The organism is Bradyrhizobium sacchari (assembly GCF_002068095.1).
GTDB classification, from domain to species: domain Bacteria; phylum Pseudomonadota; class Alphaproteobacteria; order Rhizobiales; family Xanthobacteraceae; genus Bradyrhizobium; species Bradyrhizobium sacchari.
Genome location: NZ_LWIG01000010.1, coordinates 97,326 through 110,843, shown reverse-complemented (window position 1 = coordinate 110,843; position 13,518 = coordinate 97,326). Strand labels below are relative to the sequence as shown.

Below are 13,518 nucleotides of genomic sequence, written 5' to 3'. Positions count from 1 at the left end.
AGGCGCGCGGGTGCGGCCGCCATAGGAATACACGGCATCGATTCCCGCGCGCGCGATCTCCGCGGCGAGCAGGCTCGCATCGGCCGTTCCGCCCAGAATGAGGGCGCGCATCGTGGCTGATCCCTGGCTGACTATCATCGGTATCGGCGAAGATGGCCTTGCCGGGCTGTCCGAAGCAAGCCGAAAGGCACTTGCCAAGGCCGAAACCGTATTCGGTGGTGAGCGCCATCTTGCGCTTGCGGAGGCTGGCAGCCGCGGCCGTCCATGGCCGGTTCCGTTCGATGCGGATGGCGTGTTGAGTTGCCGTGGCCGGCCGACGGTGGTGCTGGCATCCGGTGATCCGTTCTGGCACGGCGCCGGCACGAGCCTTGCCGAGAAGCTGCAGGCCGGCGAGTGGATCGCGCACCCCGCGCCGTCGACGTTCTCGCTCGCTGCGGCGCGGCTGGGCTGGCGTCTCGAATCCGCCGTCTGCCTCGGGCTTCACGCTGCGCCGTTCGAACGTCTCGTGCCGCATCTGGCGCGAGGTGCACGCATCATATGCCTCGTGCGCGACGGGAAGGCGGCGGGTGATCTCGCGAGATGGCTGAGTGAGCGGCGATGGGGCGCCTCGTCCTTGTGGACGCTCGCTGCGCTCGGCGGGCCGCACGAAAGCGTCAGGGAATATCGCGCCGACAGTTTTGCCGGCGATCTCGCTGGAAGCCTGGTCACAGTAGCCGTCGAGGGTAGGGGCCCACGGGGCCTTCCTCGCAGCTCGGGACTGTCAGACGATTTCTTCATCCATGATGGCCAGATCACCAAGCGTCCGGTCCGCGCGCTGGCGCTCGCGGCGCTGGCGCCGCGTCCCGGCGAGCGACTATGGGATATCGGCGCTGGATCGGGCTCGATCTCGGTGGAGTGGGCGCTGTGCGGAGGAACGGCGACCGCCATCGAGGCGCGCGAGGATCGTGCCGAGAATATCCGCAAGAATGCGGCTGCGTTCGGGCTGACGCACCGGATCACCGTCGTTACGGGGAAAGCGCCTGAAGCGCTCACTGCGGTTGACGTGCCGGATGCCGTCTTCATCGGGGGCGGCCTCGACAGCGCAATGTTCGACCCCATCTGGTCGCGCCTCGCACCTGGAGCGCGGCTCGTTGCACATTCAGTCACGCTGGAGACGGAAGCGCTGCTCGGCGAGTTGCATCAGCTTCATGGTGGGGAACTGATGCGCGCCGAGATCGCGCATGCCGCGCCGCTCGGCCGCTACCGCTCGTGGGAGGCGGCGCGACCGGTGGTGCAGTGGAGTGTGGTCCGATGAAAGTCGCCGGGCTCGGATTTAAGCGGGACGTCACGCTGGCTTCGCTGCGCGAGGCGCTTCTGGCCGTCGGCGGGCCTGAAGGGCTTGCGGCGATGGCGACTGTTAGCGACAAGGCCGATGCGGAAGCGCTGAAACAGCTCGCGCGCGAATGCGGTGTGCCGATCAGGGCCGTTCCCGCGGAGGTGCTCGCGCGTGTCGATACGCCGACGCAATCAAAGCTCATCGCAGAAAAATTCGGCACGGGATCGGTCGCTGAAGCGGCCGCCCTCGCGGCGGCTGGCCCGCGCGCGCGTTTGATTGCCACGCGTGTGGTCTCGCAAGACCGCACGGCAACTGCCGCAATAGCGGAAGGAGACGGCCCATGACCGTCCATTTCATCGGTGCCGGGCCGGGCGCTCCCGACCTGCTCACCTTGCGTGGCCGCGACCTGATCGCGGCCTGTCCGGTTTGCCTCTATGCCGGCTCGCTCGTGCCCGAAGGTGTCCTGGCGCATTGCCCGCCCGGTGCGCGTATCGTCAACACTGCGCCGCTGTCGCTCGACGAGATCATCGCGGAGATTGTCGCTGCGCATGTGGAGGGCAAGGACGTCGCGCGGCTGCATTCCGGTGATCTCTCGATCTGGTCTGCGATGGGCGAGCAACTTCGCCGCCTGCGTGCGCTCGGTATCCCTTTCACGGTGACGCCCGGGGTGCCGTCCTTCTCCGCGGCCGCGGCGGCGCTGGAGGCAGAGCTGACGCTGCCCGGCCTTGCCCAGACCGTGGTGCTGACGCGCACGCCCGGCCGCGCCAGCGCGATGCCCGAGGGCGAGAGGCTTGCCGCCTTCGCGGCCACCGGCGCTGTGCTCGCGATCCATCTGTCGATCCATCTGCTCGACCAGGTCATCGCCGAGCTCACGCCGCATTATGGCGCGGATTGCCCGGTCGCCATCGTCTGGCGCGCGAGCTGGCCGGAGCAGCGCATCGTCCGTGCGACGCTGGCGACGCTCGACGCGGCCGTGGGCGGCGAGATGGAGCGCACCGCGCTGATCCTGGTCGGCAAGACTCTCGGTGCTGCGGATTTCGACGACAGCCGCCTTTATGCCGCCGACTACGACCGCCGCTATCGGCCGGTCGGAGCCGAGCCGCGCTTCCCGGAGGCGTCGTGATGCCGGTCGGGCTCGTCATTTCCGCGCCGGCCTCCGGCGTCGGCAAGACCACGCTGACGTTGGCGCTCGCGCGCGCCTGGCGCAATCGCGGATTGAACGTGCAGTGCTTCAAGAGCGGGCCAGACTATATCGATCCCGCATTCCACGCAGCCGCGACGGGCCGTCCCTCCGTCAACGTCGATAGCTGGGCGATGGACCGCGGGACGATCGCGCATCTCGTCAGTCGCGGCGCGGATGCCGATATTGTCCTCGCCGAAGGTTCGATGGGATTGTTCGATGGCGTCGCAGCGCGCGGCGTCTCCGGCACCGGTGCCTCGGCCGACATCGCGCAGATGCTGGGCTGGCCGGTGGTGCTGGTGATCGATCCGTCGGGACAGGCGCAGACGGCGGCTGCGATCGCCGCAGGCTTGCGCGACTATCGCGCCGGCGTGCGGCTTGCCGGCGTCGTACTCAATCGCGTCGCCAGCCCGCGCCACGAAGACCTCGTGCGGCGTGCGATGAACGAGGCCGGCATCGCCGTGCTCGGCGCACTGCCGCGTCACGCCGAGATCAGCCTGCCGAAGCGGCATCTTGGCCTCGTGCAGGCGGAGGAGCAGGCCGAGATCGGCAAGCTGATCGACGAGGCCGCGCGCTTTGTCGCCAACCATGTCGATCTCGATGCGGTGCTGCGCTTCGCTGCCGACTGGTCGCCGCAGCCGGCGGCGAACGGGTTGAACGTGACGCCGCCCGGGCAGCGCATTGCGCTGGCCCGCGACGCTGCTTTTTCATTCGTCTATCCGCATATGCTGGAGGCCTGGCGCGCGGCTGGCGCCGAAATCACGACATTTTCGCCGCTTGCCGACGAGGTGCCCGACCCGAGCGCCGATGTCTGCTGGCTGCCGGGCGGCTATCCCGAGCTTCATGCCGGAAAGATCGCGGCCAACACGCGCTTCCGCAGCGGCTTGCGATCCTTCGCCGAGACGCGGCCGGTGCACGGCGAGTGCGGAGGCTATATGGTGCTGGGCGCAGGCCTCACTGACGCCGACGGTGTTCGTCATGAGATGACGGGCCTGCTTGGCCTGGAGACCAGCTTTGCCAAGCGCCGCATGCATCTGGGCTATCGTCTCGCCGCCCTCGCGGTGCCGATGCCGGGGCATCACGCGGGCGCGCGTCTACGCGGCCACGAGTTTCACTATTCGACCATCCTTGCCCAGCCCGACACGCCGCTGGCGATCGTGCATGATGCGACGGGTGCGGTCATCGCCGAGACCGGCTCGCAGCGTGGCCATGCCACCGGCACATTCTTCCATCTGATCGCGGAGGACCGGTGAGCGGCTTCGTCTCCTTCATCTCTGCCGGCCCCGGTGATCCCGAGCTCCTCACCGTGAAGGGCGCCGCGCGGCTCCGTGAGGCCGACGTCGTGCTCTATGACGACCTTGCCTCCGGCGCGATCCTCGATCTCGCGCGGCCCGGCGCCAATCTTGTTGCGGTGGGAAAGCGGGCAGGGCGGCCCTCGACCAAGCAGCATCATGTCAATCGGCTCCTGGTCGACTACGCCACGACCGGCGCGCGCGTGGTGCGGCTGAAGTCCGGCGATGCCGGCATATTCGGCCGGCTCGAGGAGGAGATCGAGACGCTGCGCGATGCCGGTATCGGCTACGAGATCGTTCCCGGAGTCACCTCGGCCTGCGTCGCCGCAGCGCAGGCGGGAATCCCGCTGACCCGACGGCACACCTCGCGCCGGGTGCAGTTCGTCACCGGGGCCGATGTCACCGGCGAACTGCCGCCCAACCTGAACTGGGCGGCGCTGGCCGACCCTGAAGCGACCACCGTGGTTTATATGGGCCGGCGCACCTTTCCGGCGCTTGCCGCAAAATTGATCGCCCATGGCCTCGCTCCAACCACCCCCGCGCTGTTCGCCGAATCCCTCGGGCGGCCCGACGAACGGCTGGTCCGCACCACGATTGCCGAGCTTGCCGAGCAGCTTGCACGGGGCGGGGCGGCCTCGACGGCCGCCGTCATCCTGTTCGGTGCGCTGGCAGGGGAATATCCGTCATGACGGCCGCTGCAGCCGTTCGCCCCTTGACGCCTGCAAGGCGAAAGGGGCACACAGGAGGGGCATGGTGCTCGACACGGCGCAAAGCGCCGGAGCATAATCGGGAATGGGGATGGGCGGACCCAGTTGCGGCGCCCAAAACCCCAGCCGCCCCCGCGACTGTAAGCGGTGAGGGGCTCCGATCAGCCACTGGGCCGCAAGGCCCGGGAAGGCCGGAGAACCCCAGTGAACCGCGAGCCAGGAGACCGGCCGTGCATGTTTTGAGACCAAGGCCGTCGGGTGTGACGGCAGGAAGGAACTGAACCATGCATATCGAACCCGGCGTCGTGACGGGCGCCAAGCTCGTGCTGAGTTACGCAACCGGCATCGCCGCAGGCGGCGTTGCCTTGAAGCTCGCGGTCGAGACCGTGCGCGAGCAGGGCATCGGCTCGCTCGCCGTGCGCACCCTCGCGACCACCGCACTCGTATTCACCTTCTTCGAGATCCTGCCGCACTTCCCGGTCGGCGTCTCCGAGGTGCACTTCATCCTCGGTTCGACCTTGTTCCTGTTGTTCGGCGCGGCGCCGGCGGCCCTCGGCCTTGCATTCGGCCTGCTGCTCCAGGGCGTGTTCTTCGAGCCCGCTGACATCCCGCAATACGGCATGAACGTCACCACGCTGCTGGTGCCGCTGTTCGGTATCCAGGCGATCGCCACGCGGATCATTTCGCGCAACACCGCCTATGTCGATCTCCGGTATCGCCAGGCGCTGGCGCTCTCGACGACCTATCAGGCTGGCGTCATCGCCTGGGTCACGTTCTGGGCGCTCTATGGCTCCGGCTTTGCCATGAGCAACCTCGCCAACATCGCCACTTTCGCGGCCTCCTACGCGCTCGTCATCGTGATCGAGCCGCTGGCCGATCTCGCCGTGCTGGCGCTGGCGAAGTCGTTGCGCGGTGTTACGGCGCCGGGCCTCGTCACCCCGCGCCTGCACAACGCGGCTTAAGAGACAAGGGGCGGCCGTCATGGCCGCCCCACACGCCCGATGCTCACGCTCTCCCTGATCGGCATCGGTTGCGGCGATCCCGAGCAGCTCACGCGCGCCGCAATCACTGCCATCAACGCGGCCGATCTCGTCCTGATCCCGCGCAAGGGCAGCGCGAAATCCGATCTCGCCGATCTCAGGCGGACGATCTGCACGGATGTTCTCGCGAACAAAGCTACGAGCATCGCCGAGTTCGACGTTCCCGTGCGCGACGCGGGCGAGGCCGACTACCGCAAGGGCGTGGATGATTGGCACGATGCGGTGGCCGCTGCGTGGTCGCGGACAATCGCGAGCCATCTCGGCGGCGAAGGCAAGGTCGCGCTGCTGATCTGGGGCGATCCCTCGCTCTATGATTCCTCGCTGCGCATCGCGCGGCGGCTCAATCCCTTGCCGATGATAGAGGTCGTGCCCGGCATCACCTCGATCCAGGCGCTGTGCGCGGCACATGCACTGCCGCTCAACGATATTGGCGAGCCCTTTCTGGTCACGACGGGCCGTCGCTTGCGCGAAGGCGGGTGGCCGCAGGGCGTCGACACGGTGGTCGTGATGCTCGACGGCGGCACTGCGTTCCAGTCGCTCGATCCGGAAGGGCTGCACATCTGGTGGGGCGCTTATCTCGGCATGCCCGACCAGATCACCATGTCCGGCGCGCTCACTGAGGTCGGCCCGCGCATCGTCGCCCTGCGGCAGGAGGCGCGCGAGCGGCATGGCTGGATCATGGACAGCTACATTCTCAAGCGCAGGCCGTAAGCGAGGCAACATGCTCCCCCACTGGGTCACACGGAAATGCCCCGAGATCTCCGCCGCCCATCGCGACGCGGCGATTGCACGTCAGGCGCAACTCACAAAACCCACCGGCGCACTCGGCCGGCTGGAGCAGCTTGCGATCGAGCTCGCCGGCCTGCAGGCGACCGAGCAGCCGCGTGCAGCGTCCGTGCCGATCATCATCTTCGCCGGCGACCACGGCATTGTCGCGCAGGGCGTATCGGCCTATCCGCAAGCGGTCACCATCGCGATGATGGCGAATTTTGCCTCGGGGGGCGCCGCGATCTCGGTGCTGGCGCGCGAGCTGGGCTCGCGCCTGGACGTCGTCGACGCCGGCACGCTGGCGCAGGAGGCGATGCCCGGCATTATCACCGACAGGCCGCGTCATGGCACGCGCGATTTCAGCGTCGAGGCTGCGCTCACGCCGATGGAGCTGGCCTTCGCCTTCGAGGCCGGCCAGCGCGCGGTCGCGCGTACGGAAGCTGACAAGCCCGATCTCCTGATCTTCGGCGAGATGGGCATCGGTAACACCACGGCATCAGCGGCGATCGCCGCGAGCCTGCTTGACGTCAGCGCCGAAGAGATCGCGGGCAGCGGCACCGGCGTCGATGCAGCCGGCCGGGCGCACAAGGCGCGCGTGATCGATGCGGCGATTGCGCGTCATGGCGTTGCGGGCGCGTCGCCCGAAAATATCCTGTGGGCCGTCGGCGGCCTCGAGATCGCGGCGATCTCGGGCGCCATCATCGCGGCTGCGCAGCGCAGCATCCCCGTGTTGATCGACGGCTTCATCGTGTCGGTCGCGGCGCTGGCGGCCGTGCGGCTCAATCCGTCGTGCCAGCCATTCCTGCTGCCCTCGCATCAATCGGCGGAGCAGGGACATCGGCTGGTGCTGCGCGCGCTGAACGTACAGCCGCTGATCAGCCTCGATCTCAGGCTCGGCGAAGGATCGGGCGCTGCCATTGCGCTGCCGCTGGTACGCTCGGCCTGCGCTCTCCATAACGGCATGGCGACCTTTGCCCAAGCCAATGTGCCGGATCGGCCTAGCTGATCCGCTGATTGACGGTTACCACCCGCCAGCCGGTCGCGAGCCGGTCGATCCGGGTCAGCGAAAGCGGGTCGACCACGAAGCGCAACGCGGCTTCCGGTGCGAGATCGAGCGCGACGCACAGCGCGGCGCGGATCGTGCCGGAATGCACGACGAGCGTTGCCGATCCGGCTCCGATCCGTGACAGTCCGAGGCGGACGCGCGCGACCTGATCCTCAAAGCTCTCGCCGCCCGGTGGTCTCCGATGTGCGGGATCGCTCCAGAATTGTGAGTAGGCCTCTCCGCCGGTCGCGGCGAGCTCGTCATGCCGCCGGCCGGTCCAGTCACCAAAATCCTGCTCGCCGAACTCGTGCACCAGCTCCGGTTCGAGCCCCAGCGCGCGCGCTGTCTCGACGGTGCGTCGCGCGGGGCTGGCATAGGCCGCGGCGTCCGTCGGCAGGCGCGGCCGCAGCGCCTCCAGTCGCGCGCGATCGGTCAGGTTCGCCGGTGCATCGGCGGCATGGATCGTCCCTTTGACGCCATCGACGGGCGCATGCCGGATCAGCCAGAGGAAGGTCGCGCCTTCCATGTTTTATCTCCAGGGAAGTTGGTCGCTGTGGCAATAACGCCGCGACAGGTACATTGACTCTGTCTTGCTGGTAATCCTAGATGCTCGCGACGGTTTCCCCGAGAGGGGATGAAAAGGGAATGCGGTGCGGGGATGTTGTCCCCAATGCCGTGGCTGCCCCCGCAACTGTGAGCGGATAATCCTTCGTCAGAAGCCACTGGGTCCTCGGTCCCGGGAAGGCGACGAAGCGGTCGTGACCCGCGAGCCAGGAGACCTGCCGTCAGCCGTGGTCACACGCGAAGATGTCGGTCGGGGAGTACAGACATTCGGCTTCATCGGAAGGCTGACAAGCCCAGGGTGAGACCTCGTTCGCTGTGACGTGCCACTGACGTCATACCGAGGTCCAGACCCGTGTCTTCCATCCGTATCGTACGACCGCGCAGCGTTCTGCTCGCTTCCGCCGCGTTCACGTCCCTTGCCGTTATTGATGGGCCCGCCGCGCTGGCGCAGCAGGCCCGCGAACCGCTGCCGCCCGTCGAGGTGTCGCCCGCCCAGACGCGCAAGCCGGCCAAGCCGGCGGCCCGGGAAGCCCAGGGCACGCGCCGCGCGGCAGCGCGCAGGCCGGCGGCCGCATCCGCGGCGCCAAAACCCGCCGTCACGGCCGTGGTCGCGCAAACGCCGCTCAACAGCAATGCGGTGGCCGAAAGCGCCTCGCGCCTTGGCCTGACCGTGCGCGAGACACCCGCGACCGTCGAAGTCATCTCGGCGGAGACGATGCGCGAGCAGGGCTATCGCACCGTGTCCGAGGTGGCGCAGGGCGCGGTCGGCGTCACCTCCGGCGACGCGCCGGGGGAGCCGGCGGGCTTCTCGATGCGCGGCTTCACCAACAGCCAGATCAACACGCTCTACAACGGCATCAAGATCGGCCCGCAGAACATGACCTCGCGGATCATGGACACGGCCAATCTGGAGGCCGTGGAATTCCTGAAGGGCCCGGCCTCGCTGATCTCGGGCGAGGGCGCCGCCGGCGGTGCGATCAACTTCGTCACCAAGCAGCCGCACACCGGAGCGATCCGCAACGAGGCGGACTTCTCGTACGACTCCCTGAATTCGTTCCGCGCGCATTACGGCTCCGGTGGCAGCACCAACGTTCAAGGTCTCGACTACCGCTTCGACATCAGCCGCTCCTCGCTCAACGGTTTTGTCGACGACGTCTATACCAAGACGCTCGATGCCTCCGGCCAGCTCAACTATCGCGTCTCCGACAGCCTCAAGGTCTGGGGCGCGGTTGAGTACCGCGAGGATCGCGGGAAGGTCTATTGGGGGGCGCCGCTGGTGCCGGTCGCCTTCAGCGGTTCGCACGCGACGGCGGGGATTGTCTCCGGCAATTACGTCTCGAACTACAACAAAACCAATCTCGGTGCGGTCACCATCGACGACCGCACCTTCAACACCAATTACAACGTCCTCGACAACCGCAACGTGGCGCAGGAAGTCTGGCTGAGCGGCGGTTTTGAGCTGAAGCTGGCGCCGGACCTGACCTTGAAGAGTCAAGCCTATGGTTATGGCGCAGAGCGCAGCTGGTTCAACAACGAGGTCGAGGCATTCAACTCCGGTACGAACCTGGTTGATCGCGAGCGCTTCTATGTCGCGCACAGCCAGCGGCTGGCCGGCAACATCACAGACCTGATCTGGGATACGAACATTGCAGGCTTCGACAACCGGATGGTCACGACGTTGTCGTCGAGCTATCTCGATTTCGTTCGGCCGGGCGCAGCGAATTTTCCGGGCGACTCCGTGTCGCTGGTCAATCCTGACCGTGGTTTATACGGCCTGCTCACAACCAAGCAGCAGACCGCGCGCATCGACAACGAGGCTCTGTCGTTCGAGGACCGGCTGAAGCTGACGCGGACCTTCGCGCTGGTCGGCGGCCTGCGCGTCGAGCATATCGGGCTCGACCGCAATTCGACCGACCAGTTCGGGTTGGTGAACGCCGGCTTTCCGTTCACCAAGGACTGGGCGCCGGTGACGGGACGCATCGGCTACACGTGGGAGGCCGTGCCCGGCCTGACTTTCTTCAGCCAGTACGCCACCGGTGCCGACGTGTCCGCCAACAACATCTTCCTGTTGTTGCCGACCCAGCCGCTCGACCTGACGACGTCGCGGACCTACGAGACCGGCGTCAAGCACCTGTTTTGGGACAACCGGGCGGAGTGGTCGTTCTCGGCCTACGACATCCTGCGCAAGAACGTCTATGCGGCGGCCGGCGGGCAGGCGCTCAACATCGCCGGGCGGCAGGAATCGAAGGGCGTCGAGCTCGCCGCCTCGGTGCGGCCGATCGAGCCGCTGCGTTTGTGGGGCAACATCGCCTATGTCGATGCGCGCTATGCCGACTACAATTTCGTCGGCGGCTCGTTCTCGGGCAACACGCCGCCGAACGTGCCGCGCATCGTCGCCAATGCCGGTGCGTCGTATCGCTTCTTCACGCCATGGCCGGTGGAGCTCGGAATCGTCGGCCGGCATGTCGGCGATCGCTACACCACCGACGCCAGCACGGTGACGATGAACGCCTACACGGTCGGCGACGTCTACGCCTTCGTCGATATCCCCAAGACCGTCTTCAATGCGGTCGAGCAGGCGCGGCTGACCTTCCGGGTGCGCAACTTCACCGACAAGCGCTACGCGATCTGGGGCGATCCGTTCTATCCCGACCAGATCCTGCTGGGCGCACCGCGCACCTACGAGATCTCGGCGGCGTTCAAATGGTAGGGCGCTGAACGCATGATGGGCGCGGTCGTCCTATTGCATCGCTGGCTCGGGATCGCGTTCTGCCTGCTGTTCGCGATGTGGTTCGCGAGCGGAATCGTGATGCACTTCGTTCCGTTTCCGTCGCAGACGGAAGCGGAGCGGTTTGCCGGCCTCGCGCCGGTGGACCGTGGTGAGGCGCTGACCGGCGTTGCCGATGCGGTGGTCGCGAGCGGGATCACCGATGCTACGCGTGTGCGCTTGATCCAGCGGAGCGATGGGCCGGTCTACGTCGTGTCGGGCCCCTCGCACTTCGGCGCGGTCCGCGCGACCGACGGGCAGGATGCGTCGGTGCGGTCGCCCGATGTCGCAGGCGCCATCGCGGGTGCGTATGCGCGTCACCGCCGGCTCGACGCAGCGCGAGCAACAGTCGTTGCCTACGCTGACTACGACCAATGGAGCGTGCCGAACGGCTTCGATCGCCACCGGCCCTTGTTTCGGGTCGCCCTCGGTGATACCGCAGGAACGGAGGTCTACGTCTCGTCGCGCACCGGTGAGGTGGTGCTGGATACGACGCGAAGCGAGCGCGGCTGGAATCTCGTCGGCAGCGTCGTGCACTGGATCTATCCGACGGTGTTGCGGAGCGACTGGGCGCTGTGGGACCGCGTGGTCTGGACGCTGTCGCTGCTGGCGCTGATGTCGGCACTGCTGGGTGCGGTGCTCGGCATCGTGCGCGTGAAGATGCGGGGACGCCGGCTCTCATCGCCGTATCGCGGCTGGCATGCCCTGCATCACATCGTCGGCCTGGTGGCGACCGTCTTCGTGCTGACCTGGATCTTCAGCGGATGGCTCTCGATGGATCACGGCCGGCTGTTCTCGCGCGGGCAGCTGACTTCGGCCGAAGCGGGCGTGATCGATGCACCGCCGGAGTGGACGACCGCGCCATCGCCGGACCGGAAGCCGCTCTCGGCCTCCGCCCGTGAAGTCGAATGGTTTGCCTTTGACGGCCATGTCAATAGGCGCGAGCGGACCAGTCTCGACAAGCAGGTCGTGCTCCGGCCGGATGGTGGAGAGTCGGAAGGTCTCGGCGCGCAGGCGATCGCGAGCATGATGACGAAGCTCGCGACGGGCTGCGCTGCGCCGCTCGTGCTCGCCGATAACGAAGACTACCCCGCGCAGTCCGCCGTCCCCGGCGCGCCAGTCTACCGCGCCCGCTGCGGCGATGTCTGGTTCGACATCGACAGCGCAGATGGCCGTGTGCTGCAAAGGCTGGATGCGTCGCGGCGGGCCTATCGCTGGGCCTACAGCGCGCTTCACACGCTCGATTTCCCAATGCTCAACGCGCATCCGCGCCTGCGCGATGTTCTGGTCGTCGGCCTCTGCGCGCTCGGGCTGGTGTTCTCGATCACCGGAATTGTCATCGGCTGGCGGCGGCTGCGTTTGTCGTTTGCCAGCTAGACTGAAGCCCGACAAATAAAAAGTGCGAAAACAACCCCATGCACAGTAGCCGGTGATAACGAAATCAACGGCTTACGCGGGCATCGCCGCGATTTGACCCGTCGGGCAAAACAGGGGTATATTGCGACTATTCCGAAATCGCCGCGTTGCCGAAGGCTAGGCCGTGTACCCATAAACCGGCGGCGTCATGGACTGGTGATTAAGTCAGCTTTGCTTCTATAGCGACCAACTTCGCGCGGCGCGCGCTTCGAAGCTAACACCGGCACGTCCGGTCACTCCTCCGTGCCAACGCGACGCGCTGGTTCCAATCGAAAGTAAAAAAGGGCGGAAACATCTTCTGAGAGACAAGTGCTATACTCCGCCCATGAAAACATTTTCAGATAAGGTACGGGACGTCGTTCGCAAGATCCCAAACGGGAAGATCATGACGTACAAAGCCGTCGCTGCTAAAGCCGGCAATCCGAAAGCTGCACGCGCGGTTGGTGCCATAATGCGCACGAATTGCGACCCATCGATCCCGTGTCATCGCGTTATTGCAAGCGACGGCTCAAGGCGCGGCTATGTTCGTCTGCGCAGTCTGGCCAGATCCGTGTGATTCAAACCAAACTGTGGGCTTGAATAGTGCGCCACAACCTCGCCGACCATGATTGCCATCAAGCCAGTTGCGCCTCGATCTGCCGCGCGGCGCGCAGCAGCGTGCGGTCCTGTCCGCGCCGGGCGATGATCTGGAGGCCGAACGGAAGCCCATTTGCATCTCGCCCGCAGGGGAGCGAGATCGCCGGCAGGCGGGCGTGATTGACGAATGGCGTGAANNNGGCCGCCGATCATGTCGGGTCCCGCTTGCGTGTACGGCCAAGCGACACAGGGGACGGTCGGCGTGAGCAGCAGGTCGACCTCAGTGAGGAAGGCCGCGAACGCATTGGCGATCGCGGCGCTCGCGATCAGCGCGCCCGCAACGTCGGTGCCCGACCACGACAGCCCTCGCTCGATCTGCTTTGCGATGTCAGGATCGAAGACGGTCGGATCCTTGCGAAAAGCGTCGCCATAGAGCGCGGCGAGGCCGGCATGCTGCAGCGGCATGATGGCCTCTTCGGTCGCGCCGGCCGGCCAGACGGGATCACGCTGCATGATGCCGAGGCCGGCGGCGGAGAGACGCGCGATGGCGGACGCCAGCCCGTTGGCGACGACATCATCGACCGCGACGTCGAGCCCGAGTCGCGGCGAGAAGGCGATGCGCAGGTCTGAGATGTCCTCGGCCTCTTGCGCGATGCCGGCTGCATCCGGATCGCGCGGATCGGTGCCGGCCATGGCCTCGAAGGCCAGCGCGATGTCGGCGACGTCAGTGGCGATCGGCGCGATCACGGAGAGGCCGAAGAACGGCTCGGCAAAGCCGGGCCCATAGGGGATCGCGCCATAGGACGGCTTGAAGCCGGCGACGCCGACATGGGCCGGCGGCCTGCGGC

General features: G+C 66.8%; 13 protein-coding genes, 2 pseudogenes and 2 riboswitches. Of the genes and pseudogenes, 11 read left to right on the top strand and 4 right to left on the bottom strand.

The window, feature by feature from the left end; genetic code table 11:
- Window positions 1-111 (bottom strand): annotated as a pseudogene (locus A5906_RS44380) (cobalt-precorrin-6A reductase); the annotation flags it as partial.
- Between the two features lies 1 nt (window position 112).
- Here A5906_RS44380 and cbiE point away from each other — a divergent pair.
- The 8 genes from cbiE to cobT all read left to right on the top strand — a co-directional run bounded on the left by cbiE (window position 113) and on the right by cobT (window position 7,308).
- Complete coding sequence (cbiE, locus tag A5906_RS14105) at window positions 113-1,294, top strand: precorrin-6y C5,15-methyltransferase (decarboxylating) subunit CbiE (RefSeq protein WP_080135796.1); 1,182 nt, start codon at window positions 113-115, stop codon at window positions 1,292-1,294.
- The gene (locus A5906_RS14100) at window positions 1,291-1,659 is read left to right on the top strand and encodes a cobalamin biosynthesis protein (RefSeq protein ID WP_080135795.1); all 369 of its coding nucleotides are present in this window, start codon (window positions 1,291-1,293) and stop codon (window positions 1,657-1,659) included. The genes cbiE and A5906_RS14100 overlap by 4 nt, the downstream gene beginning before the upstream one ends.
- Window positions 1,656-2,438, top strand: coding sequence for a precorrin-4 C(11)-methyltransferase (cobM, locus tag A5906_RS14095; RefSeq protein WP_080135794.1), 783 nt, complete (start codon window positions 1,656-1,658; stop codon window positions 2,436-2,438). The genes A5906_RS14100 and cobM overlap by 4 nt, the downstream gene beginning before the upstream one ends.
- A complete protein-coding gene (locus A5906_RS14090; protein ID WP_080135793.1) occupies window positions 2,438-3,748 on the top strand; it encodes a cobyrinic acid a,c-diamide synthase CobB in 1,311 nt (436 codons plus the stop codon). The genes cobM and A5906_RS14090 overlap by 1 nt, the downstream gene beginning before the upstream one ends.
- Window positions 3,745-4,476, top strand: coding sequence for a uroporphyrinogen-III C-methyltransferase (gene cobA / locus A5906_RS14085; RefSeq protein WP_080135792.1), 732 nt, complete (start codon window positions 3,745-3,747; stop codon window positions 4,474-4,476). Before A5906_RS14090 ends, cobA begins: the two co-directional genes overlap by 4 nt.
- Window positions 4,477-4,521: 45 nt before the next feature.
- Window positions 4,522-4,741, top strand: a riboswitch (cobalamin riboswitch).
- 37 nt (window positions 4,742-4,778) lie between these two features.
- A complete protein-coding gene (locus A5906_RS14080; protein WP_080135791.1) occupies window positions 4,779-5,456 on the top strand; it encodes an energy-coupling factor ABC transporter permease in 678 nt (225 codons plus the stop codon).
- Window positions 5,457-5,495: 39 nt separating this feature from the next.
- Entirely contained in the window at window positions 5,496-6,245 is a 750-nt protein-coding gene (gene cobF / locus A5906_RS14075) for a precorrin-6A synthase (deacetylating) (protein ID WP_080135790.1), read from the top strand.
- Window positions 6,246-6,255: 10 nt separating this feature from the next.
- Complete coding sequence (cobT, locus tag A5906_RS14070) at window positions 6,256-7,308, top strand: nicotinate-nucleotide--dimethylbenzimidazole phosphoribosyltransferase (protein ID WP_080135789.1); 1,053 nt, start codon at window positions 6,256-6,258, stop codon at window positions 7,306-7,308.
- On the opposite strand, the gene A5906_RS14065 is transcribed toward cobT, so the two are convergent.
- Window positions 7,301-7,873 (bottom strand): histidine phosphatase family protein, encoded by a 573-nt coding sequence (locus tag A5906_RS14065; protein ID WP_080135788.1) that lies wholly within the window; start codon window positions 7,871-7,873, stop codon window positions 7,301-7,303. The two genes, cobT and A5906_RS14065, sit on opposite strands and share 8 nt — an antisense overlap.
- A gap of 73 nt (window positions 7,874-7,946) precedes the next feature.
- A riboswitch (cobalamin riboswitch) is annotated at window positions 7,947-8,148 on the top strand.
- Between the two features lie 115 nt (window positions 8,149-8,263).
- On the opposite strand from A5906_RS14065, the gene A5906_RS43005 reads away from it, so the two are divergent.
- From A5906_RS43005 to A5906_RS46375, 3 genes are all read left to right on the top strand, one after another.
- On the top strand, window positions 8,264-10,621 hold the full coding sequence (locus tag A5906_RS43005; RefSeq protein WP_080135787.1) for a TonB-dependent receptor: 2,358 nt from the start codon (window positions 8,264-8,266) through the stop codon (window positions 10,619-10,621).
- Window positions 10,622-10,633: 12 nt separating this feature from the next.
- Complete coding sequence (locus A5906_RS14055) at window positions 10,634-12,055, top strand: PepSY domain-containing protein (protein ID WP_080135786.1); 1,422 nt, start codon at window positions 10,634-10,636, stop codon at window positions 12,053-12,055.
- A 364-nt stretch (window positions 12,056-12,419) separates the two neighbouring features.
- A complete protein-coding gene (locus A5906_RS46375) occupies window positions 12,420-12,650 on the top strand; it encodes an MGMT family protein (protein WP_080135785.1) in 231 nt (76 codons plus the stop codon).
- Window positions 12,651-12,708: 58 nt separating this feature from the next.
- On the opposite strand, the pseudogene A5906_RS44375 reads toward A5906_RS46375, so the two are convergent.
- Both A5906_RS44375 and A5906_RS44370 read right to left on the bottom strand, forming a co-directional pair.
- A pseudogene (locus A5906_RS44375) lies at window positions 12,709-12,867 on the bottom strand (amidase family protein); the annotation flags it as partial.
- 3 nt (window positions 12,868-12,870) lie between these two features.
- Window positions 12,871-13,518: amidase family protein (locus A5906_RS44370; RefSeq protein WP_430642381.1), on the bottom strand; the 648-nt coding region annotated here is incomplete at both ends.

What these genes read in the sequence shown, in the direction of transcription:
- A5906_RS14065 (WP_080135788.1), bottom strand. Translation starts at nt 7,873, where the DNA reads ATGGAAGGCGCGACCTTCCTCTGGCTGATCCGGCATGCGCCCGTCGAT.
- cobF (WP_080135790.1), top strand. Translation starts at nt 5,496, where the DNA reads ATGCTCACGCTCTCCCTGATCGGCATCGGTTGCGGCGATCCCGAGCAG.
- cobT (WP_080135789.1), top strand. Translation starts at nt 6,256, where the DNA reads ATGCTCCCCCACTGGGTCACACGGAAATGCCCCGAGATCTCCGCCGCC.
- A5906_RS46375 (WP_080135785.1), top strand. Translation starts at nt 12,420, where the DNA reads ATGAAAACATTTTCAGATAAGGTACGGGACGTCGTTCGCAAGATCCCA.
- A5906_RS14080 (WP_080135791.1), top strand. Translation starts at nt 4,779, where the DNA reads ATGCATATCGAACCCGGCGTCGTGACGGGCGCCAAGCTCGTGCTGAGT.
- A5906_RS14100 (WP_080135795.1), top strand. Translation starts at nt 1,291, where the DNA reads ATGAAAGTCGCCGGGCTCGGATTTAAGCGGGACGTCACGCTGGCTTCG.
- A5906_RS14090 (WP_080135793.1), top strand. Translation starts at nt 2,438, where the DNA reads ATGCCGGTCGGGCTCGTCATTTCCGCGCCGGCCTCCGGCGTCGGCAAG.
- A5906_RS14055 (WP_080135786.1), top strand. Translation starts at nt 10,634, where the DNA reads ATGATGGGCGCGGTCGTCCTATTGCATCGCTGGCTCGGGATCGCGTTC.
- cobM (WP_080135794.1), top strand. Translation starts at nt 1,656, where the DNA reads ATGACCGTCCATTTCATCGGTGCCGGGCCGGGCGCTCCCGACCTGCTC.